This window comes from Collinsella aerofaciens, assembly GCF_015670795.1.
In the GTDB taxonomy this organism is placed as follows: Bacteria; Actinomycetota; Coriobacteriia; order Coriobacteriales; family Coriobacteriaceae; genus Collinsella; species Collinsella aerofaciens_Q.
Window position 1 is genome coordinate 1 of record NZ_JADPCJ010000007.1, and the last position, 24,221, is coordinate 24,221.

General features: G+C 60.7%; 21 protein-coding genes, 1 other RNA gene and 1 pseudogene. 19 read left to right on the forward strand and 4 right to left on the reverse strand.

Annotated features, from left to right (window positions below):
• Positions 1-221: 221 nt before the first annotated feature.
• Positions 222-980 (reverse strand): HAD family hydrolase, encoded by a 759-nt coding sequence (locus I4W09_RS03490; RefSeq protein WP_271756745.1) that lies wholly within the window; start codon positions 978-980, stop codon positions 222-224.
• Positions 981-1,295: 315 nt separating this feature from the next.
• On the opposite strand from I4W09_RS03490, the gene rpsA reads away from it, so the two are divergent.
• The 3 genes from rpsA (at position 1,296) to I4W09_RS03505 (ending at position 4,123) form a co-directional block, all read left to right on the forward strand.
• A complete protein-coding gene (gene rpsA / locus I4W09_RS03495) occupies positions 1,296-2,462 on the forward strand; it encodes a 30S ribosomal protein S1 (RefSeq protein WP_022095232.1) in 1,167 nt (388 codons plus the stop codon).
• Positions 2,463-2,788: 326 nt separating this feature from the next.
• Positions 2,789-3,150, forward strand: an RNA gene (gene rnpB / locus I4W09_RS03500) — RNase P RNA component class A.
• 334 nt (positions 3,151-3,484) lie between these two features.
• Positions 3,485-4,123 (forward strand): YigZ family protein, encoded by a 639-nt coding sequence (locus I4W09_RS03505; protein ID WP_196031896.1) that lies wholly within the window; start codon positions 3,485-3,487, stop codon positions 4,121-4,123.
• A gap of 67 nt (positions 4,124-4,190) precedes the next feature.
• Here the strand turns inward: I4W09_RS03505 and I4W09_RS03510 are convergent, their stop codons facing one another.
• Positions 4,191-4,637 (reverse strand): C-GCAxxG-C-C family protein, encoded by a 447-nt coding sequence (locus I4W09_RS03510; RefSeq protein WP_229055579.1) that lies wholly within the window; start codon positions 4,635-4,637, stop codon positions 4,191-4,193.
• A 230-nt stretch (positions 4,638-4,867) separates the two neighbouring features.
• Here I4W09_RS03510 and I4W09_RS03515 point away from each other — a divergent pair, with 230 nt between their 5' ends.
• From I4W09_RS03515 to I4W09_RS03530, 4 genes and pseudogenes are all read left to right on the forward strand, one after another.
• A complete protein-coding gene (locus tag I4W09_RS03515) occupies positions 4,868-6,151 on the forward strand; it encodes an O-acetylhomoserine aminocarboxypropyltransferase/cysteine synthase family protein (RefSeq protein ID WP_035138013.1) in 1,284 nt (427 codons plus the stop codon).
• 141 nt (positions 6,152-6,292) lie between these two features.
• On the forward strand, positions 6,293-7,597 hold the full coding sequence (locus I4W09_RS03520) for an MFS transporter (RefSeq protein ID WP_148332161.1): 1,305 nt from the start codon (positions 6,293-6,295) through the stop codon (positions 7,595-7,597).
• Between the two features lie 157 nt (positions 7,598-7,754).
• The gene (locus I4W09_RS03525) at positions 7,755-8,333 is read left to right on the forward strand and encodes a xanthine phosphoribosyltransferase (protein WP_055286127.1); all 579 of its coding nucleotides are present in this window, start codon (positions 7,755-7,757) and stop codon (positions 8,331-8,333) included.
• 155 nt (positions 8,334-8,488) lie between these two features.
• Positions 8,489-8,797, forward strand: a pseudogene (locus tag I4W09_RS03530) (peptide chain release factor family protein); the annotation flags it as partial.
• A gap of 86 nt (positions 8,798-8,883) precedes the next feature.
• Here I4W09_RS03530 and I4W09_RS03535 read toward each other — a convergent pair.
• The gene (locus tag I4W09_RS03535) at positions 8,884-9,846 is read right to left on the reverse strand and encodes a diacylglycerol/lipid kinase family protein (RefSeq protein ID WP_196031898.1); all 963 of its coding nucleotides are present in this window, start codon (positions 9,844-9,846) and stop codon (positions 8,884-8,886) included.
• Positions 9,847-9,933: 87 nt separating this feature from the next.
• Positions 9,934-11,355, reverse strand: coding sequence for a chloride channel protein (locus I4W09_RS03540; RefSeq protein ID WP_196031900.1), 1,422 nt, complete (start codon positions 11,353-11,355; stop codon positions 9,934-9,936).
• A gap of 211 nt (positions 11,356-11,566) precedes the next feature.
• Between I4W09_RS03540 and I4W09_RS03545 the strand changes: the two genes are divergently transcribed.
• From I4W09_RS03545 to I4W09_RS03600, 12 genes are all read left to right on the forward strand, one after another.
• Positions 11,567-12,829 (forward strand): molybdopterin molybdotransferase MoeA, encoded by a 1,263-nt coding sequence (locus I4W09_RS03545; RefSeq protein WP_148332157.1) that lies wholly within the window; start codon positions 11,567-11,569, stop codon positions 12,827-12,829.
• Positions 12,830-12,839: 10 nt separating this feature from the next.
• A complete protein-coding gene (locus I4W09_RS03550; protein WP_118080408.1) occupies positions 12,840-13,319 on the forward strand; it encodes a MogA/MoaB family molybdenum cofactor biosynthesis protein in 480 nt (159 codons plus the stop codon).
• Between the two features lie 203 nt (positions 13,320-13,522).
• Entirely contained in the window at positions 13,523-14,398 is an 876-nt protein-coding gene (modA, locus tag I4W09_RS03555) for a molybdate ABC transporter substrate-binding protein (protein WP_148332155.1), read from the forward strand.
• A 68-nt stretch (positions 14,399-14,466) separates the two neighbouring features.
• Positions 14,467-15,909, forward strand: a complete 1,443-nt coding sequence (gene modB, locus I4W09_RS03560; RefSeq protein WP_371732494.1) for a molybdate ABC transporter permease subunit — start codon at positions 14,467-14,469, stop codon at positions 15,907-15,909.
• 3 nt (positions 15,910-15,912) lie between these two features.
• Entirely contained in the window at positions 15,913-16,983 is a 1,071-nt protein-coding gene (locus I4W09_RS03565; protein WP_196031902.1) for a sulfate/molybdate ABC transporter ATP-binding protein, read from the forward strand.
• 429 nt (positions 16,984-17,412) lie between these two features.
• Positions 17,413-18,696, forward strand: coding sequence for a double-cubane-cluster-containing anaerobic reductase (locus tag I4W09_RS03570; protein ID WP_196031904.1), 1,284 nt, complete (start codon positions 17,413-17,415; stop codon positions 18,694-18,696).
• Positions 18,697-18,850: 154 nt separating this feature from the next.
• On the forward strand, positions 18,851-20,014 hold the full coding sequence (locus I4W09_RS03575; protein ID WP_196031906.1) for a double-cubane-cluster-containing anaerobic reductase: 1,164 nt from the start codon (positions 18,851-18,853) through the stop codon (positions 20,012-20,014).
• Between the two features lie 155 nt (positions 20,015-20,169).
• Entirely contained in the window at positions 20,170-20,934 is a 765-nt protein-coding gene (locus tag I4W09_RS03580; RefSeq protein WP_196031907.1) for an acyl-CoA dehydratase activase, read from the forward strand.
• Between the two features lie 70 nt (positions 20,935-21,004).
• Positions 21,005-22,054 (forward strand): selenide, water dikinase SelD, encoded by a 1,050-nt coding sequence (gene selD, locus I4W09_RS03585; RefSeq protein ID WP_196031909.1) that lies wholly within the window; start codon positions 21,005-21,007, stop codon positions 22,052-22,054.
• A 57-nt stretch (positions 22,055-22,111) separates the two neighbouring features.
• Complete coding sequence (gene yedF, locus I4W09_RS03590) at positions 22,112-22,738, forward strand: sulfurtransferase-like selenium metabolism protein YedF (RefSeq protein WP_196031911.1); 627 nt, start codon at positions 22,112-22,114, stop codon at positions 22,736-22,738.
• A gap of 19 nt (positions 22,739-22,757) precedes the next feature.
• Positions 22,758-23,009: a putative Se/S carrier protein gene (locus I4W09_RS03595; RefSeq protein WP_196031913.1), complete on the forward strand. Its 252-nt coding sequence runs from the start codon at positions 22,758-22,760 to the stop codon at positions 23,007-23,009.
• Entirely contained in the window at positions 23,006-24,145 is a 1,140-nt protein-coding gene (locus tag I4W09_RS03600; RefSeq protein WP_196031916.1) for an aminotransferase class V-fold PLP-dependent enzyme, read from the forward strand. Before I4W09_RS03595 ends, I4W09_RS03600 begins: the two co-directional genes overlap by 4 nt.
• Positions 24,146-24,221 lie beyond the last annotated feature (76 nt).

Genomic DNA, 24,221 nt, shown 5'->3' on the forward strand with positions numbered 1-24,221 from the left:
AACCTCGTTGCGGCGCGGCTGCGCCTATGGCACTTCAACATCATTGTCGCAGCCCCGACCCGCGGTCACGAGCGGGGCTCCTATCTTTTTAGTGCCCTCGGATTGGGTCATAGTGTCTGTCGTTGACAAAGCATCGGCGCCATCTTTGTAATGTGAAAAGGGGCTGAACCTTTGTCACATTCGGTCTGCGACGTTATTTTGTTTGGAGCGAGCGAGGGGTCCTATGACAGTTCGTCGGCTACTTGGTGCTCGTAGAAGGCTTCGATTACGGCGTTGAAGTCGCGGGCGAAGTCTTCCATGGTTCCGCGCCAGGTGGCTCGGCCGGGTTTTCCCTGGCCAACATAGGCAGTTTGAATGCCGCAGGCGGGACTGGGGAAGTCGCGCTTGGGATCGTTGCCCACCATAAGGACCTCGTGCGGCTCGAGCCCCATCACCTGAAGCTGCTCTAGATAGTAGGTGGCATCGGGCTTGCAGCGGGTGGTGTTTCCCATGTGCGTGACGAGCTCAAAGGGGGCGTCGGCCAGGTCGCCCCAACCCATGCGGCACTCGATGGCCCCCTGCGGAAAGCTGGGGTTGGTAAAGAGCGCGCAACGTAGCCCTGCATCCTGTACGGCCTGAAGCGCGGCGTGTGCGCCCGGCATGGCGTGGGCGTTGATGACATCGTCGTTCTTGTACGGAAGAACTTCGCGGTCGTAGTAGGTAAACGCCTCGTAGATGAGTGGGTCCGAGAGGCAAATGCCGCACCGGCGCTCAACCTCTTCTTGGTAGAACTCAAGATTGGTGCGATTATCCGTGCCGCTTCGGCGATTGGCGTTGAGGTCAACCAAGATAGTGCCGAGGCGTGCCATCGTGCCACCGTGGCTGCGGCGACCGATATCCGCGAGCATCGACGAGACATCCTTAAAATAGCGAAGGATGAACGCGTTGAGGTTGATGCTGAGAAGCGTTTCGTCCATATCGAAAACGACTGCTTTGAGCACGCGGGCACCTTTCTCGATAAATCGTTCCAGAATCGTTGGCTCCGGATACTTTACCCCAAAGCCAAATGCCTGGCTGGTTATCGTCAAGTTGTGGAGACGTGTGTTCATAAGATTACGAAAAAGTCTCCACACGAGTAAAAAATCGCAGTTCACGCTTGAAATCGAACTCATTTCCCCGTAACCTATACGAACGTGATTGCATAAGCGTCACATTAGTATCTGTCGGCTCCCGAGTGTTCCTAAACGTTGTGTGCTTGTCGCACCCTTCTGTAGGTCCTAGCAATCGGGGCCCCGTAGTTCGAAAGGGGTCCACCTTTGAGTGAGATTCAGAACTCGTCCATTTTCTCTCTTGACGATGTCAATGAGGAGGAGATGAACAACCTCATCGACGGTACGATTACCGACTTTGATGAGGGCGATCTCGTTAACGGCACTGTCGTTAAGATCGAGCATGACGAGGTGCTCGTTGACATCGGATTCAAGTCCGAGGGCGTTATCCCGGTCCGCGAGCTGTCCATCCGCAAGGACGCTAACCCTGCAGACATCGTTGCACTCGGTGATCCCATCGAGGCTCTGGTTCTCCAGAAGGAGGACAAGGACGGTCGTCTGGTCCTGTCCAAGAAGCGTGCCGAGTACGAGCGTGCTTGGAACCGCATCGAGGAGAAGTTCAACTCCGGCGAGAACGTCGAGGGCGAGGTTATCGAGGTTGTCAAGGGCGGCCTGATCCTCGACATCGGCCTGCGTGGCTTCCTGCCCGCTTCCCTCGTCGACCTCCGTCGTGTCAAGGACCTCACCTCCTACATGGGCACCCGCATCGAGGCTCGCGTCATCGAGATGGACCGCAACCGCAACAACGTCGTCCTCTCCCGTCGCGTCGTGCTCGAGGAGTCCCGTAAGGCCGAGCGCTCCGAGATTCTGTCCAAGCTCAAGTCTGGCATGCGTCTCCAGGGCACCGTTTCCTCCATCGTCGACTTCGGCGCCTTCGTCGACCTCGGCGGTATCGACGGCCTCATCCACATCTCCGAGCTCTCCTGGAACCACGTCAACCATCCTTCTGAGGTTGTCAAGGTCGGCCAGGAAGTCGAGGTCGAGGTTCTCGACGTCGATCTCAACCGCGAGCGCATCTCCCTGGGTCTCAAGCAGACCACCGAGGATCCGTGGCGTGCACTGGTCAAGAAGTACCCCGTCGGCGCTATCGTCGAGGGCACTGTGACCAAGCTTGTCCCGTTCGGCGCTTTCGTCGACCTGGGCGAGGGCATCGAGGGCCTGGTGCACATCTCCGAGATGGCCAACAAGCACGTCGATCAGCCTTCTCAGGTCACCCATGTGGGCGACAAGGTTCAGGTCAAGGTCATGGAGATCGACCTCGACCGTCGTCGTATCTCCCTGTCCATGAAGTCCGCTGCTGAGACTCTGGGCGTCGAGATCGAGGTTACCCCGCTTCCTTCCGAGAAGAAGGACGAGGAGACCGACGCCGAGTAAATCGGTTTGACGATCACTTGTTTTAAGGGATCCGTCCGTAATGGACGGGTCCCTTTTTGCAATTGGTGCCGAGATGCATGATGCTGCCCATGCTGTCTGCAGGCTATTTGGTTGTCGTGCATGAAAAAATGCCGACATCCCGCCTCGGGGAGGAGGCGGGAACGCACCGAGTAGACGGAGGGGTGCGGAGCGCGGTCGCGTCTCGACTGACGACGTTGCCCATCGACAACCCTATTGTACTGCATGGCGTGGTTCTTGGTTTATCGTGTCGAACGCTTGTGTTGTGCCATTGCCTGTGGTGACGGTGTGCTACACTCTTGCACTGCTGAGTGGGCCAGACGGTCGCGCGATGTGCTGCTTGCAGTACGCGTGAGGAAAGTCCGGGCTCCAGAGGGCGGGATGCCGGCTAACGGCCGGGCGGAGTGATCCGACGGAAAGCGCCGCAGAAAAGAAGACTCCCACCTGCGCCGCAAGGCGTAAAGGGAAAAGCTGAAACGGTGGTGTAAGAGACCACCAGCGTCGTGGCAACACGGCGGCTTGGCAAGCCCCATCCGGAGCAAGCGCGAGTAGGAACGCTATGGGCCGGCCCGGTCCGCGTTCGGGTAGCGTGCGTGGAGCTGCATGGTAACGTGCAGACAAGATAAATGACCGTTCACGACAGAACCCGGCTTATAGGCCCACTTGGCAACTATGTTGACGCTGCGAACCCGTCAGCGCGGCAATCTGCCTTTCAAGCCTTCGGGCATGACCATAAGGTCAATGCCCTCGTCTTTCAAGGCACCTTGCTCGCGCTGACGGGTTCTCGCCTTCGACGGCGTCAGCTGGCCGATTTGGCGCTCATTCGTCGGTCGCCGCCATAAGGCGTGCTCCCTCCTCTTTCGGGCCAAATCGACTCAGCTGACGCCGTCTCGCTGTTTTTGCCTGGTCCTTGACTTTGCCGTTCTATTTACCGGGGTTACCGGTACTGTCTTTGCCGTATTATTGAGGCTGTTTGTTGCTGCGCTTTATTCTGTTGAGGGACTTTGTTGGACAGCTATTTTACTCTGCAATCGAATATTGAGGCTTCGGGCGAGTTTGTGGACCGCAAGAGCCGGTTTATTGCCCAGCTGGTCCATATTGAGTCCGAGGATGAGGCGAATGCCTTTATCGAGATGGTTCGCAAGCGTCATTACGACGCTCGACACAATGTTCCCGCGTGGATTTTGGTCGATGGGCGCGAGCGCCAGAGCGATGATGGTGAGCCGAGCCGCACGAGCGGCATGCCGACGCTCGAGGTGCTGCGCGGTGCGGGGCTCAAAAATGTTTGCTGCGTGGTGACGCGCTATTTTGGTGGCACGCTGTTGGGGCCTGGTGGCTTGGTACGCGCCTATACCGCGGCGACGCAGGCGGCGGTGGCCGCGGCTCAGGAGGCAGGGCAGATCGTTGAGATGACAAGCGTCGTGCCGGTTGACGTGCATGTGGCCTATCCGCAGTATGAGCAGGTGCTTCGTTTGGCGCAGGATTCGGGTGCCAAGGTTTCGGATACCGATTTCGCGGATGCCGTGACACTTCATTTTGTGTTTAAGGCAGGGGAGCAGGAGTCGTTTTGCGTTAAGATGCGCGAGCTTATGGCGGGGCGCGAGGAGATCGAGGTCGGCGCTCCCGAGTTTGCCGAGTTCTAACGACGACGGCCGGCGTTCTTTTGGATGGATCCCAAACGCGCCGGCCGTCGTTTTATGTTGCTGCCGTTTACTCGGCGAGCTGCTTTAGCACATCGCAGGCGATCTCGACGGCATCGTCGATGCAGCCGGGGCAGCTGCGGAGCGGACCTTTATCCGATCCGATGCCCTTGAGCGTGCCGCAGACGGTCGTCGTGTTCTTCTCGCCAAATCGCTTGGCAATCTCGCGCGACAGCTTGTAGGTCTGGCCTTTGGTCTTGGGGTTTTCCATGCCGTCGCTCATTACAAAGCCCATGATGGCCACGGCGCCCGAGATGGCGCCGCAGGTCTCGGTCATGCCACCCATGCCGGCGCCAAAGCCCTCGGTGAGGGTAAAGGCGGTCTGGGGGTCGAGCCCGACGGCAGGTGCGAGCGTGCAGGCAACGGCCTGTGCGCAGTTAAAGCCGCGGGCGTGGTATTCGGCAGCCTGAGCCTGGCAGGCGGCGGTGTCGAGCTGGGTGGTATCGATCTGCTTCATCGTTGTCTCCTTGGTCACGGTGTACCCGCCTATGGTACCCGTGACGGGGCATGTAATCATCGAGAGCTTCATGTATGCCTCATTTTTATCTATCGAGCAAATGCCCAAGGCTTGAGATAAATACCCCTAATCAATTTGTCCCATAACCTACCTTGGGGATGGGTTGAGAGGGGTGCAGGGTAGCGGTATCGTGAACCGAATAAAACGTAACCCAGGTAAGGGAGCTAGATATGAGCGAGCAGACTATCGGTACTACATGTGTTCAGGGCGGCTATCACCCGGGAGATGCGGAGCCGCGCCAGGTGCCCATCTACCAGTCCACCACGTGGAAGTACGACACGTCGGAGCACATGGGCAAGCTGTTTGACCTGGAGGAGTCTGGCTACTTCTACAGCCGTCTGCAGAACCCCACGTGCGATTTGGTTGCCGCCAAGATCTGCGAGATGGAGGGCGGCACCGCAGCGATGCTCACGAGTTCGGGCATGGCTGCGAACTTCCTCGCGATCTTTAACGTTGCCGGTGCCGGCGATCACGTGGTCGCAAGCTCTGCCATTTACGGCGGTACGTATAACCTGCTCGCCCACACCATGGGTCGCATGGGCTTGACCTGCACGTTCGTTGCCCCCGACTGCACCGATGAGGAGCTCGAGGCAGCCTTCCAGCCCAACACAAAGCTCGTCTTTGGCGAGACGATCGCAAACCCCGCCCTTGCCGTGCTCGATATTGAGCGCTTTGCCAAGGCCGCACATGACCACGGTGTGCCGTTGATGGTCGACAACACCTTCCCGACGCCCGTGATGTGCCGTCCCTTTGAGTGGGGCGCCGACATCGTTACGCACTCCACCACCAAGTACATGGATGGACATGCTGCCTACCTGGGCGGCGTGATCGTCGACCACGGCCAGTTTGACTGGATGGCCCATGCGGACAAGTTCCCGGGTCTCACCACGCCTGACGAGAGCTACCATGGCGTGACCTATGCCGAGAAGTTCGGTCGCGAGGGCGCCTTCATTACCAAGGCCACCGCGCAGCTCATGCGCGATCTTGGCCCCATGCAGAACCCGCAGGCGGCGTTCTTCTTGAACAGCTCGCTCGAGAGCCTGCATGTGCGCATGCCGCGTCATTGCGAGAACGGCCTGGCCGTTGCCAAGTTCCTGCAGAGCCATCCCAAGGTGCGCTTCGTGAGCTATCCGGGCCTGGAGGGCGACAAGTACTATGACCTCGCTCAGAAGTACATGCCAAACGGTACCTGCGGCGTTGTGAGCTTTGGCTTTAATGGTGGTCGCGCGGCGGCCGAGACCTTTATGAAGAGCCTCAAGCTCGCCCAGATCGCCACGCATGTGGCCGACGCCCGCACCTGCTGCCTGCATCCCGCTAACGCTACGCACCGCCAGATGAACGATGAGGAGCTCATCGCCTGTGGCATCTCCGCCGACATGGTGCGCCTGTCGTGCGGCCTCGAGGACACGGCCGATCTGATTGCCGACCTTGAGCAGGCACTCGAGCAGTGCTAGGCTAGCTCCGTACAAGGTGCCGATGCTGGCAGAAAGCTTCGGTGACCTTTCGTTCCGATTCCGTAGGCGGGACCCCAATCGCGGCTGTTTGCAGGCGATCGGGGCCCCGTTTTTTGCGTTAGGCCACTCGAAAGGATGGATATGGAGAAAACTGCAGAGCAGCTGCGCCGCGAGCACATTGTCCTAGAGGGCGACACCCATGGCAAGAACAAGTGGGCGATTCTGTTCACCGTGCTCATCATGACGTTTATGGTGTGTCTGGATTCGACCGTCGTGACCGTGGCGCTGCCCGTGATGCAAAAGGAGCTGGGCGTGGGCCTCGATCGCATTCAGCTGGTAAGTTCGGTGTATCTGCTTGCGACTTGCGTGGCTATGTTGCCGTTTGGCCGTCTGGGCGACGTGCGCGGCAAGGTGAATGTGTTCCAGTTGGGCGTCATCGTCTTTTCGGTCGGTTCGCTGCTGTGCGGCCTTTCGGCCTCGCTTGAGGTTCTTATCCTGGCACGCATTGTTCAGGGCATCGGTTGCGCGGCGGCCATGGCTAACAACATGGGTATCATCACCGAGTCGTTTCCGGCGCGCGAACGAGGCCGTGCCATGGGTATTCTCGCGACCTTTGTGGCCCTCGGCATGATGTGTGGCCCCGTGCTCGGCGGCATGCTGGTGGCAAGCTTTCCCTGGGAGAGCATCTTCCTCATCAACCTGCCCATTGGCGTGATCTCGTTTATCGTGGGACTCTACACGCTGCCGCATGTTAGGCCAGAGGCCGGCGAACGTCCCATGCCCCTTGCCGAGGCCGCTCGTCGCTGCTTTGCAAATTCGGCCTTCACCATCAACCTTGCCTGCATGCTCATCGTGTTCGTTGGCATTGGCGCATCCGAGTTTATTCTGCCGTTCTATTTTCAGGACGCCCACGGCTTTGGTTCTGACATTTCCGGATTGCTCTTTTTGGCGCTGCCAATGGTGAATGCCTTTATCGGCCCGCTTTCGGGAACGGTTTCGGACCGTGTTGGCTGCGAGGGTCCCACGGCGGTCGGCCTGGGCGTGTATGTGTGCGGTCTCTTTGCAGTAAGCACGCTCGACGAGCACTCTTCTATCCCTGTGATCGTGTGCTGCGTCGCATTTATGTCGTGCGGTACGTCGATTTTCCAGAGCCCCAACAACTCGCTGTACATGGGCTCGGCTCCGCGCGAGGCACTTGGCTTTGCGGGTAGTCTGGGTAGCCTGGCGCGTTATGCGGGTATGGCACTCGGCATTACGGTGGCGTCGAATATCCTGTATGGACAGATGAGCGTGGCGATGGGCGAGGCCGTGACCAGTTTTGTTGCAGGACGTCCGGATGTGTTCCTGTTTGGTTTCCGTTCGGTGTTCTATGTGTTGATGGCTGTGGCCGCTGTGGGCTTTGCGCTTGCCATGGTGCGTTTGGTGAAGATGCGCGCCCGCCATTAGCGTGTTGGGAGGCTGTCTGCCACGATTCGCGCCGTCCCAAAAAGACTGGTTTGTGGTGCGATGCGGCTTGTGGGACGGGCGGGGGTCGGTCCGTGGTAGACTATCGAACAACGTTTATTAATCGCGCGGTATCGTTGCCGCGAGAAGGGGTTGCGCCATGCAGGAGCTTGAGGATCGTATTCGCCATGACGGCATCGTAAAGGCCGGTAACGTCCTTAAGGTTGATGCCTTCCTCAACCACCAATGCGACGTTGAGCTGTTCGACCACATGGGCGCCGAGTGGGCCCGACTGTTCGAGGGTGTCGAGATCAACAAGATCCTGACGATTGAGGCTTCGGGCATTGGCATGGCTTGCATCGCGGCTCAGCATTTTGGCGGCGTGCCGGTGGTCTTTGCCAAGAAGGCGCAGTCCATCAACCTCGACGGCGAGCAGTATGCCACGACCATCTACTCCTTTACCAAGCAGAAGGAGTACCCGGTCATTGTGGGTAAGCGCTTCCTGTCCGAGGGCGACAAGGTCCTGATTATCGACGACTTCCTGGCCAACGGCTGCGCGCTTGAGGGCCTTATTAAGATCTGCGAGGCTGCGGGCGCCGAAGTTGCCGGCATTGGCATCGCCGTTGAGAAGGGCTTCCAGGGCGGCGGCGATAAGCTCCGTAAGCGCGGCTTCCGCGTTGAGAGCCTGGCGCGTATCGCCGATATGGACTGCGAGAACGGCGAGATCACCTTCGCCTAAGCGCGCAACACAAGCGATTGGTATGCGATGTGACAAAGGGACTGTCCCTTTGTCACATTTTTTGTATGAGGGGAGGTGTTGATATGGATGGGGACAAGATGGGATGCCGCGAGTATGCGCGCTATGCCGAGATGTCGGCCGAGGAGTTGGCGCGCGATTGCGAGGTGCAGGTGTTTCGCGCGACGGGTCCGGGCGGACAGGGCGTGAACACGACGGACTCGGCGGTACGCATGAAACATATCCCTTCGGGGATTGTCGTGACGGCGCGTGAGAGCCGCAGTCAGTTTCAGAATCGCAGCTGCTGTCTGCGTAAGCTGAGGGCAGAGCTTGAGCGTCGCGGGCGTCCACCGCGTCGACGCGTAAAGACCAAGGTGCCTCAACGCTCTCGCCAGCGCAGGCTCAACGACAAACGCTTCAACGCCATTAAAAAGGCCAACCGACGCAAACCGGGCAGCGACGAATAGCCTCCTTGTAAGTTGCGGTGAAATAGGGACTGTTTTGCGGCTTTAGCTGCATAAACAGTCCCTATTTCACCGCAACTTAGGTGGGGTTAGCGGGTGGGGCGCCAGACGTGGAGGGCGCCGGCGAGGATGTCGACCTCGATGCGCGAGGCGACGATGGGCTCGCCGTCGGCCTGAATGGGGTAGTCGGGCTCCTCGAACGTGAACTCGGCATGACGGCAGCGGCGCATGCGAACCGGTGGCAGCTTGGTATGGTGGCCATCTTTGGCCGAAAGGAACATGGGCAGGGCGACCGCACGGGGGACGGGGCCGCAGGCGTAGCAAACGTCGAGCATGCCGTCGCACGGGTCGGCGTTGGGACAGATGCGATAGCCAGAGCCATAGGTGGGCCCCAGCTGGATGGCCATGATAATCGCCCGCACGCGCTCGGCGGGCGCGCCGTCAAAGCTGACCGTCATGGGGTAGTTGCGATAGCGCAGGCCAAACTGCTCAAGTCCCGAGAGAGTGTAGAGCGGAGCGCCCGTCAAGCCGGTCTTTTTGCGCAGCTCGGTGGTGCCCAGGCCGATGGCGGCATCGATGCCGACCGAAAGCGTCTGATCGTAGTACTCAACGGCAGCCTCGCCGCTGCCGCTCGCGGGGCTCCACGAGCGAATGCGCCCGATGTCCTGACGCTGCAGCTCGCAGGTGAGCAGCGCGCCAAAATCTTTGCCGGAAAATTCGTCGATACCGAGCGTTTGGGCAAAATCGTTGCCGGATCCCACGGGTAGGACGGCAAGGGCGGGGCGGGTGTCCTCCTTTTGCGTCATAAGCCCGTTGACGACCTCGTGGATCACGCCGTCGCCGCCGAGTGCGATAACCGTGCGGTATCCTTGGGCCCGTGCGGCAAGTTCCTTGGCATGTCCCATTCGCTCGGTCAGCACCAGGTCAAACTGGGATGCGCGTGCAGTCATGTCCAAAAAGCGCTGCAGGCGCTCAGCGACTTCGCGCGCCGCACCAGACTGGGCGGCGGGGTTGGCGATGATGAGCGTGCGACCAAAATCAGTTGCGTGCATGGGGCGACTCCCGGCGTATGACGTGACAGTGCGGTCGCGCTCAGGTCGAATTGCCCCCGATTGTGGCTGCACGGCGAATATTTACGTCTACTCTATCAGGTCGTTGTGGCGCTCGATAGCATCCGCTACCGTACCGCCCTCATCCACAATAAGCGAACGGCGCTTGGGTGAGATGATACGCTGGGCGGGGTACACGCCGCGGTGTCCGCCGGTTAGGTAGCTGATAAAGGCTACGATGACAAAGAACCCGGCGGCCGTGCCGTGGAACAGGTCGATGGCCATCATGCAAGTGGTGATGGGCACGTTGAGGCCGGCACAGAACACGCCGAGCATGCCGAAAGCCGCCAGAAAACTGGGGTCGATTCCGACGAGGCAACCGATCCAGCCGCCGAGCGCCGCACCGATGCCAAACAGGGGCGTGACCTCGCCGCCTTGGAAGCCCGCACCCAGGGTAAGCGCTGTGACGACCAACTTGATGGCTGCGTCTGCCAGGGTGGTGTTGCCGGCAAATCCGGCGCCGGAAAGCCACGTGGAAAGGCCGGCGTAGTCCCAGACGTCGAGAAGGGCATAGGCGGCCAAAACCACGAGTGCGCCCATAAGTGCGCGAACGAGATAATTGGTGATAAAGCGACCGTACAGGCTCTTGACGGTTCGAACTGACCAGGCAAAGAGGCGTGCCGTCAGACCGAAGATAATGGCGCTGATAACAACGATGACAACCGTCCGTGGTGTCATGTTGGGAACGCTGACGATAACATTCGCCTCGTACTCGGTACCCAGGGCGAGTGATGTAAAGTAGCCGGTAAACGAGGCGACCAGGCAGTAGATGCCCGCGGTGTAGTCGATCTTGCCGATAAAGCACATCTCCATGCCAAAGAAAGCTCCGGCAAGGGGCGAACCGAATACGGCGCCAAAGGCCGACGAGATGCCGGCGAGCATGAGGTCGTGGTGGTCATGCTTTTTAAGGTGGGCGAGGCTCGAGATGTTGCTGGCGATGGTGCCGCCAATCTGAACCGCGGCTCCCTCGCGACCGGCCGATCCACCCGTTAGGTGCGTGAGCGTGGAGCAGACGAAGGTGAGGACGGCCATGCGCATATGGATGAGGCGTGTGCCCAGAGCGGAGTCGATGACCAGGTTGTTACCGCGTTTGGCGGCAAGACCGTGGTTTTTGTACACCCATGCGGTGGCAACGCCCACAACGGGAAGCAGTGCGTAAATCCACGCATGGTGCTCGCGATAGTCGGTGGCGATATTCAGCGAGGCCAAAAACGCCCAAGCGGCAACGCCCATGGCGACCGAGACGATGACGACGAGTACGAGCAACTTGGCGCTCGCGAGTAGGTTGCGGGCGTTGCGGCGCGTGTCGGCAGCCAAGAGTTGCTCGGAGCGGGTGAGCTGATGCCTGCCTGCCGTGATGACGTCGTTCAGGGAGAAAAAGCCGCCATCGTCGAGCGGCTGGGAATGATCCTGCGTTTCGTTTGCGCTTTCGGTTTTGTCGGTAAAAGCCATACGTTCCTCTTTTGGGTTGCAACACGAGCATTATAGAACGTGCCAAACGAGACAAACCGGCAGGTTGGTTTCGGCTCTGTTTCGCCGTCCGTTACCGACAGGTGTATTCGCGGTCGCAGGCCAGGTCTTGAGCAGGCGGCGAGGGATTATACTGAGATAAACATAAAGAATCGGCGCCCGTGATGTGCGCCGCTGCATGCTAGAGGTGTATATGGCAGAGATACTCATTCCGTTGGAGGACGCACAGGCGATCGTCTTGTCGCACGTGAATCGCACCGAAGTTGTCGAGATTCCCGCGTGGCAGGCTGCCGGTCTTCCCTTGGCAGAGGACGCGGTGGCCGATATCGACATCTCGCCGTTTGCCAACAGCGCTATGGACGGATATGCCGTGCGCTCGGCGGACTTGACGCAGGCGTCTGACGAGGCGCCGGTGACGCTTGACGTTATCGGACACGAGGCCGCGGGCCATGTGTTTGAGGGCGCAATCGGCGCGGGCGAGACGGTCCGCATCATGACGGGCGCGCCGGTACCCGAAGGTGCCGATGCCGTGGTGAAGTATGAGATCGTCGATGTGCTCGACGGTGACGGCAACGAGGGCTCGCGAGCGAGGTTCTCGGCGCCGGCCAAGGTAGGGGAGAACGTTCGCTCTGCTGCCGAGGAGGCCCATGCCGGCGATGTTGTGATGCACGCCGGCGAGGTCGTGGCTCCGGCGGGCGCGGGTCTGCTGGCGAGCGCCGGATACGCGAGCGTGAAGGTGCACGCTGCCCCGCGTGTGGGCATCATCTCGCTGGGCACGGAACTGGTCGCACCGAGTAAGGTACCGGCGCGTGGTCAGATTCGCGATTCCAACTCCTCGGCGCTGATGGCCGAGGCACTCGATGCCGGCGCCGAGCCCGTGTTCTACGGCATCGCGCCCGATGATGAGCAGGCGATTGCCGAGCTGGTACATCGCGCCACGCGAGAGTGCGATTTTGTCATTACGAGCGGTGGCGCCTCGGCGGGCGATTACGACTATGTGACGGCGCTCGTCCGGCGCGAGGGCGAGGTGCTGTTTGACCGCATCTCGATGCGTCCGGGCAAGGCCATCACGTTTGGCTTGCTCGGGGGTAAGCCCTACCTAGGGCTTTCAGGCAATCCGGCCGCGGCGTATGTAGGCTTTGAGATGCTTGCCCGTCCGGCGATCCGCAAGATGCGCGGCTTTGCCGAGGGCGTGCGTCCCGTGCAGCAGGCGACGCTCACACATGGCGTGAAAAAGCGACAGCATCGCCGCTTCTTCGATCGCGCCACGGTTTTGCGCGACCCCGAGACCGGTGAGCTGTTGGTGACCGAGGCCAAGACGCAGAATTCGGCGCTGCTCGGCACGATGCAGCGGGCCAATTGCCTGTTGCGTATTGACGAAGGACCGTGCGACCTTGCGGCGGGCGACGTCGTGGATGTCGTGCGTGTCGACCTGCCTGAGGGAACGGTGCTATAGGAGGATCGCTATGGAGTTGAAGATTTCGATCGTGACGTGCTCGGATACGCGCGACCTTGCCCAGGACGAGGCTGGGGCCGCACTCGAGGAGCTTATCGAGGCACAGGGCTGGACGGTCGCCTCACATGTGGTCGTGCGCGACGACGTCAGCGAGATTGGTGATGCCATCGTGGAGGCCGCCGATGAGTGTCACGCCAATGTCGTGCTCACCTGCGGCGGCACGGGGCTTTCGATGCGCGATGTGACGCCCGAGGCGACGCGTGCCGTCTGCGACCGCGATGTGCCGGGTATTGCCGAGGCGATCCGTGCGTACTCCATGACCAAGACGCGCCGCGCCATGCTCTCGCGCGCTATTTGCATGCAACGAGGTCATACACTTGTCGTAAACTTTCCCGGTTCTACGAAGGCCGCCCGCGAAAGCTGGGAGGCCATAGCAGATCAGCTGGAGCACGCAGCTCAGATGACAGCGGGCGGCGGACATACCAACTAAGCGGTTTACCTGCGGCGGGGCGACCTAAACGGCTGTTCCGCCTTTGTTTTCCGCCGAAGCGACGCCGAGGTGCACGCTAACTCGAAACTATATTCTCTGGCGAGAATAATTTCTCACTAACATTATTCGCGCAGAAGTATAATCTGGTTGCAGATTAAAGCCCGCGGTGGGGTACCCGGGCACAAGGTCCGAAAGGGTTGAATATGTTCGATTTGGTTTCTCGCCGCGGATTCGTCTCACTTTCTGCTGTCGCCGCTGCCGGCCTTGGTCTTGCCGGTTGCTCGGGCAGCAAGACGTCCGAGCCGGCCGGATCCGATGCCGGCTCCGCCAAGGCCTCTTCCAAGAAGGAAACCGTCGAGCTGCAGGTCTTTGCCGCCAACTCCCTCGAGAAGGCCCTTCCCGAGGTCCAGGAGCTCTACACCGACCAGACCGGCACCACCTTTGCCGATACGCAGTTTAAGGCCTCCGGCGACCTCGTTGAGCAGATGAAGGCCGGCGCCACGGTCGACGTGCTCATCACCGCTTCCAAGGGTACCATGGATGACGCTGAGACCGCCGAGCTCGTCGACGCCGACACGCGTGAGGACATGTTCGTCAACGACCTCGTGATTATTCGCGCCGAGGGCTCCGACACCAAGATCGAGGCCATCGCCGACGTCGCGAACCTGGACGGCAAGATCGCCATCGGCGACGCCAAGACCGTCCCCGCCGGCAAGTACGCCAACCAGGCGCTGGCTTCCGTGGGCCTCTACACCGGCACCGAGGGCGACGACGGCGAGTATGCGCCCGAGATCGCCGACAAGGTGGCCCTGGCCGACAAAGTTGGTACCGCCGCCGCCTATGTGTCCACGGGCGACTGCGTGGCTGGATTTGTCTACAGCTCCGATATCTTCCGCTACGACGGCATCGAGGAGGCCTTCGTGTGTCCCGAGGACTCGCACAAGCCCATCGTGTATCCGGGTGCCGTTGCCGAGAGCTCCGAGCACGCCGACGAAGCCAAGGCGTTCATCGACTTCTGTCTGACCAACAAGAAGGCTCAGAAGATTTGGGCCAAGTACGGCTTTGAGCTTTCCGCGTAGTGCGGCTTGGCGCGATAATTCCATCGTTTTGTGTTTCACTCCGTTCTTGTATTCGCTTGGAGCTTTTCGTGCTTAATAGATTCCGCATGCTTGTCGCCTGTGCTTTGACCTTCGCGCTTTGCTGGGTGCCGGGATTTGCGTTTGCTGGGGACGCTGAGGACGGGGCCCAGGTTGCTGCGACCGCTCATGGGCTTTCCTATGGGATCGAGGGTTTTGAGCGGCTGGCCAAGGGGACCGCTCGTGCCATGGAGGGCCAGCCTGAGGGCTACCGGTTTCCCGTTGACGAGGACGTGGACCTTGTGGTGGCGCCTGCTGCCGATCGCGTTGTGGTGTGGATATCGCCCAAGGCGGTCGAGAAGTATGGATTGGATCCGCAGGACAACGAGTGCGTATCGGGTCTCAAGGCCCTCGTCTGTAAGCTCGACAGCGCAAACTGCATGAGAGGTGCGCAGCTGGGGGACGTGGATCTTCCTTGGTATGTCACGGCGGAAACAACGTTTGATTCCGGCGGGTATACCTATGGCTTTGACGAGCGCGGTGCGGATGGGGACCGCTATGTGGTGATTGCATCAGCCTCGGGTGATGCCAAGGGCGGCGCGCGTTGGCTTGATAGCGCTCACATGGTAGAAGCATCGTCTGTCGTATTGCGGGATGAGCAGGGGCCCTGGACCTCTCTGACCTCCTTTTTGTGCGACATCGACTATCGCCCGTTTTGGGTGTCCATTAAAACGAGCGGTCTTGCCCTGGTGATCGCGTTTGCGCTGGGCCTGTTCGCCGCGTGGAAGACCATGGGTACCTCGAGTCGCATCAAGGGCCTGCTCGATTCGGTCTTTACGATTCCTATGGTGCTGCCGCCTACGGTGTGCGGCTTTTTGCTGCTTATGCTATTTGGTCGATCGACCGGGGTCGGTCGGTGGCTTATCGCGCACGGCGTCTCGATTGTCTTTACGTGGCCGGCGGCGGTGATCTCTGCCGTGGTGGTGTCGTTCCCGCTCGTCTATCGTACGGCACTCGGAGCCTTCGAGAGCCTCGACACGCAGGTGCTCGACGCCGCGCGAACCTTGGGATGGTCCGAGCGTCTCATCTTTACCAAGCTTATGATGCCGCTTGGGTGGCCCTCTATTGCCGCCGGCACGGTGCTCGCCTTTGCCCGCGCGATGGGCGAGTTTGGCTGCACGCTGTTCTTTGCGGGCAACTACGCCGGTATTACGCAGACCATTCCCATCGCCATCTACTTTGAGTGGATGGGCGGCAACACGTCGGTGGCCCTCTTTTGGGTCGTCGTCGTGATTGTCTTTAGCTTTTTGGTCATCCTGTTCATCAACATGTACACCGCTCATTCGCAAAAGTATCGCGAGCGGGGCCTTTCCCGTGCGGAGCGCAAACAGGCCAAAGATCTCGCCGGACAGGGCGATTCGCTCGACCCAGTCGGCGGCGATGCCCTGCGTATCGATCGCGAGGCGCTGGCCGAGCTCATGCGCGATGATGCGGCGCCGCAGGGAGGTCGATAGGTCATGTCACTCGTTCTGGATATCAAAAAGCGCTATCCCGGCTTTATGCTCGACATGCAGCTTGAGGCCGGCGAGGAGCGCGTGGCGCTGCTGGGCGCCTCGGGTTGTGGCAAGAGCTGCACGCTGCGCTGCATTGCCGGTGTGGAGACGCCCGACGAGGGCAAGATCGTCGTCAACGGCGTGACCTTTTTTGACTCGGGGGCGGGCATCAACCTGTCGCCCCAGGAGCGAAAATGCGCCCTGCTGTTCCAAAACTATCAGCTGTTCCCTAATATGACAGTGGCCGATAACGTATGTGCCGGCGTAAAGGATGCGGGCGACGCCGCGGCGCGCAAGCAGCTTGCCGAGCGCTACCTGGGTATCTTTGGACTGGCCGATTTTGCCGACCGCTATCCCGCGCGACTCTCGGGCGGTCAGCAGCAACGTGTGGCGCTTGCGCGCATGGTGGCGGCGCATCCGGGCATTTTTATGTTCGACGAGCCCATGAGCGCACTCGATTCCTATCTTAAGAGCGCCCTCGAACAGAACATGCTCGACCTGTTCGATGTATGCAACCGCACCGTGCTCTACGTGAGCCACGATATTGACGAGGCATGCCGCCTGTGCGAGCGCATTTGCGTGATGCATAACGGACATGTCGAGGAGATCGGCTCCGTCGAGGACGTGGTCCGCCGTCCGCAGACGCTGGCGGCGCTGCGCCTGACGGGCTGCAAGAACACAAGCCGGGCGCGCAAGATCGGCGACGAAGAAGTTGAGGCGCTCGATTGGGGCATGACCTTTAACGTGGGTCGCGAGGTTCCCGATAATGTGGCGTACCTGGGCATTCGCGCGAGCTACTTCCATGTGGACAACCGTGCCGAGCGGGGTCGCAACAGCTACGACCTGCACGTGGCGCGCGTGAGCGATTCGCGTTTTGAGCGCCTGGTGCTGTTGGATGCGCCGCGGGCCGATGCGCCAACGCGTCTGCAGTGGAAGGTCAACAAATTGAGCGTACCAGCGGATGGGTTACCGCAAGAAGGCGAGACCCTGCGTATGCATTTTGATGCCAGCAGGATCCATCTGGTTTGTCGGTAGCGCCGGGTAATGCCGTCGGGGATATAAGTCTCGGCGGCTTTGTCTTGCCGTTCGCCGAATGGGGAATGACAAACTCTTATCAACACAGATAATTATTTATTAAACGACGGCACACGAGGTTGTCGTACGAATGTCAACGGTGTTCGCATGGTCGACGACCGTTGATATAGTTGACCTCAACTTGTAGAGGAGGGTGCGCACATGCCGCAGACGACATACATTCGCCGCGTTGCCGCGCGTGCCCTATATATGGCTCGGAGCCGCATATGAGCAGGTATGTTCACGGCTCCGGGAGAGACGACGCACAACTAAATAACCGTCCGCAAGGCAGGTTCCCTAAAATTCCGGGTTTGAGCACGGCCGGACAATCGCCGTCCGTCGTGCATCGATACCGCCGTTATCCGTTTTTGGTTCGAGAGGGGAACCGTCATGGCTGAAGAATTTGATTTCCATCCGATGTGGGAGAGCCTCGGCATGAATCTTGCCGACCACGACCTGCTGCTGGGCGCCGTGGGCCAGATGTACGGCGATATGTTCCTGACGCAGAACAATCGCCCCAAGTCTACGTCCTACCTGGATTTTGTCGCCACCAACATCCACAGCGGCCGTATTAAGGAGATGCTCGACAAGAAGGAGGCCGGCGAGGCCACCAAGATCGTCGGCTCGTTCTGCGTCTACGTGCCCGAGGAGATCGTACTTGCCTGCGACGGTATCCCCGTGGGTCTATGCTCTGGTGCCGATTGGGCAACCGATAAGGTTGAGGAGCACCTGCCGCGCAACACCTGTCCGCTTATCAAGAGCTTTGCCGGCTTTAAGCTGGGCGAGGTCTGCCCCTACATTGAGTCGAGTGACTTGGTGGTGGGCGAGAACACCTGCGATGGCAAGAAGAAGGCCTACGAGTTCTTTGCCACGCAAAAGAACATGTACGTCATGGATATTCCCAACGTGCACGACGAGTCGACGCTCGTGACCTGGAAGGCCGAGGTCAAGAAGCTCGCCGCCAAGATCGAGGAAGAGTGTGGCGTCAAGATTACGCCCGAGCGTCTGAAGGCCGCCATCCACGCCGTCAACGAGAAGCGTCGCGCCCTGCAGCGCCTCGCTGCCACGCGCGCTGCCGACCCGGCGCCCATCAGCGGTCTCGACAGCCTGCTGACCGTTCAGGCCGCCTTTATGGACGACACGCCGCGTCTGACCGGAGCCATCAACGATATGGCGGCTGAGTGCGAGCAGCGTGTCGAGGCCGGCGAGGGCGTGGCGTCCAAGGGGACCAAGCGTATCCTGTACACCGGCACGCCCATGGCCGTGCCCAACTGGAAGCTGTTCAACCTCATCGAGAAGGCCGGCGGCGTTGTGGTGGGCGAGGAGTCCTGCACGGGCTCGCGCTACTACAAGGATCTGGTTGACGAGTCCGGTGAGACGGTTGACGAGATGCTCGATGCCATCGCCGAGCGTAACTTCAAGATCAACTGCGCCGTCTTTACGCCCAACGACCAGCGTATGAAGGATATTGTCCAGATGGCCAAGGACCTGCATGCCGACGGCATCGTCGACGTGGCCCTGCAGTTCTGCACGCTTTACGAGATGGAGTCGTTTGTCGTTGAGAAGGCCGCCGAGGAAGCCGGCATTCCGTTTATGCACATCACGACCGACTACGCCGGCGAGGATGCAGGCCAACTGCAAACCAGGATCGAGGCTTTCTTGGAAACCATTTAGGGGTATCCGTTCCGGCGGCTTCCCCAGGCACCCGATCTTGCCGTTCAAACCGTCGCTTACGTACCAAAATACGCGGCGTTCCTCTTTCACGGCAACCTCGGGCTCCTGGGAAAGCCGTTTCCTCGGTTGGTCAAAAGGTTTGTTAAGGAGTTATATGTCGGAAAATATTGAGCAGCCGTTGCCGCGCACGTTTGAGGAGTTCAACGAGCAGCGCAAGGCGGCGTTTATTCGTGTCAAGGATTACAAGCAGGCGGGCAATCGCCTGGTCGGCTTTTTGTGCAGCTATACGCCGCTCGAGATTATCGATGCCGCGGGGGCCGCAAGTGTCGCTCTGTGCGGTACGTCCGATGAGGTGATTCCTGAGGCCGAGAAGGTGCTGCCGGCAAATCTCTGTCCGCTCATCAAGTCGACGTACGGCTTTGCCTACTCGCAAAAGTGCCCGTTTACGTACTTTAGCGACATGATCATCGGTGAGACCACCTGCGACGGCAAGAAGAAGATGTACGAGCTACTCAACGAGCTCAAGCGCACGCACATTCTGCATCTTCCGCAGGGTCGCGATCGTGCCTACGAGCGTGAGGGCTGGTACGAGGAGTGCCGTCTGCTTAAGGAGGAGCTCGAGAACTTCTACGGTATTACGATCACCGATGACGACCTGCGCGCCGCTGTCCGTCGTCGTAATCGCCTGCGTGCCGCCCAACTCGAGATGTTTGCGCTGCAGGCCAACCAGCCGGCGGCCATGAGCGGCGTCGACCTGATGAGCACCATGTTTGCCGGTACGTTCAGCTTTGATATCGAGGCCTATACGCAGCAGCTGGAGCAAAAGGTTGTCAAGCTGCGCGAGACCTACGACGCGGGTGAGCGCCCGGTCGCGGCAGACGCCAAGCGCATTCTGATCACCGGCTGCCCGGTGGGCGGCGTGATCAACAAGATCGGCCGTACTATCGAGTCCAACGGCGGTGTGGTCGTGTGCATGGACGACTGCTCGGGCGAGCGCACGGCGGCCATGATGATCGACCCGGAGGCTCCCGACATTCTGCGCGCCATCGCCGACCGCTATCTGGATATCAACTGCTCGGTCATGACGCCCAACGACGGTCGTATGGAAAACACGCTGGCCATGTGCGAGAAGTATCACGTCGATGGCGTAGTGGAGAGCGTGCTCCAGGCGTGCCACACCTTTAACGTGGAGAGTGCACGCATGCAGGAGGCCGTCGAGGGTGCGGGCATTCCGTATATGAAGATCGAGACCGACTACAGCAACGGCGACATGGGCCAGATCGAGACTCGCATCGCCGCCTTTATCGAAACCCTCTAGCTTCCTCAGGCACCGGATCTTGCTCCTCAAACCGTCGCTTGCGTACCCAAAGTACGCTGCGCTCCTCTTTCGGGGCAATCTCCGGCACCTGAGAAACCTAGAGCTAAGGCGCCTGAACGCGCCGCTACCTTTGATGTTTAGATTGGGAGAGAGCCATGATAGGGATCGGGATTGATATCGGGTCTACGGCGGCTAAGGCTGCTGTGGTCGACGGGGAGGGTTCGGTGGCGTGGACGTGCGTGCAGCCAACCGGGTTCTCCTCGGTCGATGCTTCCGAGCGGCTGCGCGAGGCACTGGCAGCGGCCGGCTATGACGTGGCTGCCGACGACGTGCGCGTGATCGCGACCGGCTACGGCCGTGTCGCCGTGCCCTATGCGCATAAAGTCGTTACCGAGATTACCTGCCACGGTACCGGTGCCGTGCGTCTGTTTGGCGACCATGGCACCGTGGTCGATGTGGGCGGCCAGGACACCAAGGTCATCCAGCTTAAAGGAGGCCGCGTGGCAAAGTTCGCCATGAACGACAAGTGCGCTGCCGGCACGGGGCGCTTTTTGGAGATCATGGCCGACCGCCTAAGCATTTCCCAGCAGCAGATGGCCGACCTGGCGTGTTCCGGCGAGCCCACCAAGATCAGCAGCATGTGCACCGTGTTTGCCGAAAGCGAGGTTATCAGCCTGATCGGTCGCGGTGAGCCGCGCGAGAACATTGCGCGTGGCGTGATCGACAGCGTGGTTTCGCGCGTGGCGACCATGGCCGGGCAGGCCGCGGGCGCCCCGTACTACCTGACCGGTGGCCTGTGCGAGAACGCCTTCGTGGTGGAGCGGTTGGGCGAGCTACTGGGGTCGCCGGTCACCACCTCGCCCCAGGCCCGCTTTGCCGGTGCCATTGGCGCGGCGATTCGCGCGCAGGCGCTCAATTAATGCATCCGCTGCAGGCTCGCATTCATGCGTATACTGGGAGGAACTGATTGACCAATGAGAGGAGGTATCGATGGCTGACGATCAGATTAAGCTCACGTCTATGACTGCCGCGAGCGGTTGAGCCGCTAAGTTGGCTCCTGGAGCCCTCGCCCAGGTCCTGGGCGACTTACCCAATGTGCATAACGACAACCTACTCGTGGGGTTCGATACCTCCGACGATGCGAGCGTTTTTCGCGTTGGCGATAACTTGGGCCTCGTGCAGTCCATCGACTTCTTCCCGCCGATGGCCGACGATCCCTATCTGTTTGGCCAGATCGCGGCGGCAAACTCGCTGTCGGACATATACGCCATGGGTGGACGACCGAGCCATGCTATGAACCTGCTGTGCATTCCCAATTGCCTGGGCGTTGAGGTTGCCGGGCAGATTTTGGCGGGTGGCGCCGACAAATGCGTCGAGGCTGGCTGCACCATCGCGGGCGGCCACACCATCAACGACGACGAGCCCAAGTACGGCCTGTCTGTGAGCGGCTTTGTGCCACTCGACCACATGCTCGCCAACGGCGGCGCACGCGTGGGCGATGTCCTGCTGCTGACCAAGGCGATCGGCTCGGGCATCATCACCACGGCCATTAAGGGCGAGCTCATCGAGCAGGACGAGGCCGCAGTCATGTTCGACTCGATGCGCACCCTCAACGAGGCACCGATTCGTCTGGCCGAGGGACTCGAGCTTCACGGCTGTACCGACATTACGGGCTTTGGCCTGATCGGGCATGCATGCGAGATGGCCGAGGGCTCGGGCGTGCAAATCGAGCTCGCGTCGGGGGCGGTGCCGCTCTTTGACCAGGTGCTCGACATGGCGCGTCTGGGCATTATCCCCGCGGGCTCCTACCGCAACCAGGATTTCTTTGGCCCGCGCGTGGCGGCCGACGATGACCTGGAGCCGGGCATGTTGGATGCGCTGTACGATCCGCAGACCTCGGGTGGTTTGCTCATCGCGGCGCCTGCTGCCGCTGTGGATGAGCTTGCGCGCCGTCTACATGCCGAGGGGCGCATCGCCGCCGTCGTCGGTCGCGTGTGCGAGCAGGTGCCAGGCGGTCCTACCGTTCGCGTTGTCCGTTAACGACACGTTTATTGAACTCTGTACCGTTCTAAAACGATTTATTCGAAAGGAAAAACTATGTCTACCAAAATTGAAGTCAATGCCATGGGCGATGCCTGCCCGCTGCCCGTCGTCAAGACGCTTAAGGCACTCAAGCAGCTTGACGGCGAGGGTGCCGTGGTGACCTCGGTCGACAACGAGACCGCCGTCAAGAACATCTCCAAGATGGCGCAGGAGAAGGGCTGCACGGCCTCGGTCGAGAAGGTTTCTGACGCCGAGTGGCACGTGACCGTGGCGACCTCTGGCGCCGTTGCCGCGGCCGATCCCGAGCAGGATGGCGCTGCCTTCTGCGACGCCAGCGCTGGCAAGGGTAAGCTCGTCATTTCCGTCTACACAGATTGCATGGGCCGTGGCGACGACGAGCTAGGCCACAAGCTCATGAAGGCCTTCATCTTTGCCGTGACGCAGCAGGAGGAGCTGCCCGCGACCATGCTTTTCTACAACGGCGGCGCCAAGCTCACCGTCGAGGGCTCACCGGTACTCGACGACCTGAAGGGTCTGGCCGAGCAGGGCGTCGAGATCCTTACCTGTGGCACCTGCCTCGACCACTATGGCATTAGGGACCAGCTTGCAGTAGGCGAGGTCACCAACATGTACGTGATCGTGGAGAAGATGGAGCAGGCCGTGCGCGTTGTGCGCCCGTAGCGTATTGGTTGGAGTTGCCATGAGGGAGAAGCGCCCGGCGCTTGTCATCACGTTTCCCACCACGGCGGCCGCCATGGGTTGCGAGTCCCTGTGCGCTGAGCATGGTCTTCCCGGGCGAACGATTCCCGTGCCCGGGGAGGTCGCTGCCGGCTGCGGCCTGGCGTGGAAGGCGTCGCCTGCCGATGAGGAGCTGCTGCGCGGCGAGCTTGCCGCGGCGGGCGTTCCCACCGAGGGCTATACCGTGATCGATATGTGGGAGGTCGTGCGATGATCTACTTGGATAACGCGGCGACGACCATGCACAAGCCGCAGGCGGTCATCGATGCCGTGACGCAGGCGATGCGCTCGCTCGGCAATGCCGGGCGCGGCGCCGCGTCGGGTGCGCTCGATGCGGCGCGTACCATCCACGGCTGCCGCGCCAAGCTTGCGCGCTTGCTGGGCTGTCCGCGTGCTGACCATGTTTGTTTTACGCCCAACTCCACGGCGGCGCTCAACACCGCCATCAACGGGGTGGTGCGCCGCGGCGACCGTGTGGTCACGACGGTGCTCGAGCACAACTCCGTGCTGCGTCCGCTCAACCGCCTGGCGGCAGAGCAGGGCGTGACCGTTGAGCATGCGGGCTGCGACGCGAACGGCGTGCTCGACTACGACGAGCTCGAGCGGCTGGTCACGCCGGGCACGCGTGCCGTGGTGGTGACGCACGCCTCCAATGTGACCGGCAACGCGGTCGACATTGCGCGCGTGGCGGCCATGGCCCATGCGGCCGGCGCGCTTGTGATCGTCGATGCCTCGCAGTCTGCCGGCACGGTGCATATCGATATGCAGGCCATGGGGCTCGACGTTGTGTGCTTTACCGGCCACAAGGGGCTCATGGGACCCCAGGGCACCGGCGGCCTGGCCGTGGCGGAGGGCGTCGATGTGGCACCCTGGGCCATGGGCGGCACCGGTGTACACAGCTTCGATGAGCTGCAGCCGCTTGAGTGGCCCACGCGCCTTGAGGCGGGCACGCTCAACGGCCACGGCATCGCGGGCCTTTCCGCTGGTCTCGACTTTATCGAGGCCCAGGGTGGGGTCGAGGCGATTGCTGCCCACGAGTGTGCGCTTGCCGAGCGTTTCCTCGCCAGCGTTCGCGAAATACCCGGCATTGCGCTTTACGGTGTGTTTGACCAGCCCGCGCGCTCGGCGATCGTGTCGCTCAACGTTGGCGATATCGACTCTGCCGAGATCTCGGATGCGCTCATGCAAGGGTGGGGGATTGCGACGCGCCCCGGCGCCCATTGCGCTCCGCTCATGCACCGCGCGCTGGGGACCGAGCGCCAGGGCGTCGTCCGCTTCTCATTTGGGTATTTCAACACGACCGAAGAAGTCGACACGGCTATCGATGCTCTGTGCGATTTAGCCTGCTAAAGCTGCTAGAGCGTATATACTTGCGGAACGGGTGTTTTTGCCCGTCCCATTTTTTTGTTTCAACCCGAAAGGTGGA

What these genes read in the sequence shown, in the direction of transcription:
- I4W09_RS03510 (WP_229055579.1), bottom strand. Translation starts at nt 4,637, where the DNA reads ATGAAGCAGATCGATACCACCCAGCTCGACACCGCCGCCTGCCAGGCT.
- I4W09_RS03515 (WP_035138013.1), top strand. Translation starts at nt 4,868, where the DNA reads ATGAGCGAGCAGACTATCGGTACTACATGTGTTCAGGGCGGCTATCAC.
- I4W09_RS03520 (WP_148332161.1), top strand. Translation starts at nt 6,293, where the DNA reads ATGGAGAAAACTGCAGAGCAGCTGCGCCGCGAGCACATTGTCCTAGAG.
- I4W09_RS03525 (WP_055286127.1), top strand. Translation starts at nt 7,755, where the DNA reads ATGCAGGAGCTTGAGGATCGTATTCGCCATGACGGCATCGTAAAGGCC.
- I4W09_RS03535 (WP_196031898.1), bottom strand. Translation starts at nt 9,846, where the DNA reads ATGCACGCAACTGATTTTGGTCGCACGCTCATCATCGCCAACCCCGCC.
- I4W09_RS03540 (WP_196031900.1), bottom strand. Translation starts at nt 11,355, where the DNA reads ATGGCTTTTACCGACAAAACCGAAAGCGCAAACGAAACGCAGGATCAT.
- I4W09_RS03545 (WP_148332157.1), top strand. Translation starts at nt 11,567, where the DNA reads ATGGCAGAGATACTCATTCCGTTGGAGGACGCACAGGCGATCGTCTTG.
- I4W09_RS03550 (WP_118080408.1), top strand. Translation starts at nt 12,840, where the DNA reads ATGGAGTTGAAGATTTCGATCGTGACGTGCTCGGATACGCGCGACCTT.
- modA (WP_148332155.1), top strand. Translation starts at nt 13,523, where the DNA reads ATGTTCGATTTGGTTTCTCGCCGCGGATTCGTCTCACTTTCTGCTGTC.
- I4W09_RS03565 (WP_196031902.1), top strand. Translation starts at nt 15,913, where the DNA reads ATGTCACTCGTTCTGGATATCAAAAAGCGCTATCCCGGCTTTATGCTC.
- I4W09_RS03570 (WP_196031904.1), top strand. Translation starts at nt 17,413, where the DNA reads ATGGCTGAAGAATTTGATTTCCATCCGATGTGGGAGAGCCTCGGCATG.
- I4W09_RS03575 (WP_196031906.1), top strand. Translation starts at nt 18,851, where the DNA reads ATGTCGGAAAATATTGAGCAGCCGTTGCCGCGCACGTTTGAGGAGTTC.
- I4W09_RS03580 (WP_196031907.1), top strand. Translation starts at nt 20,170, where the DNA reads ATGATAGGGATCGGGATTGATATCGGGTCTACGGCGGCTAAGGCTGCT.
- yedF (WP_196031911.1), top strand. Translation starts at nt 22,112, where the DNA reads ATGTCTACCAAAATTGAAGTCAATGCCATGGGCGATGCCTGCCCGCTG.
- I4W09_RS03595 (WP_196031913.1), top strand. Translation starts at nt 22,758, where the DNA reads ATGAGGGAGAAGCGCCCGGCGCTTGTCATCACGTTTCCCACCACGGCG.
- I4W09_RS03600 (WP_196031916.1), top strand. Translation starts at nt 23,006, where the DNA reads ATGATCTACTTGGATAACGCGGCGACGACCATGCACAAGCCGCAGGCG.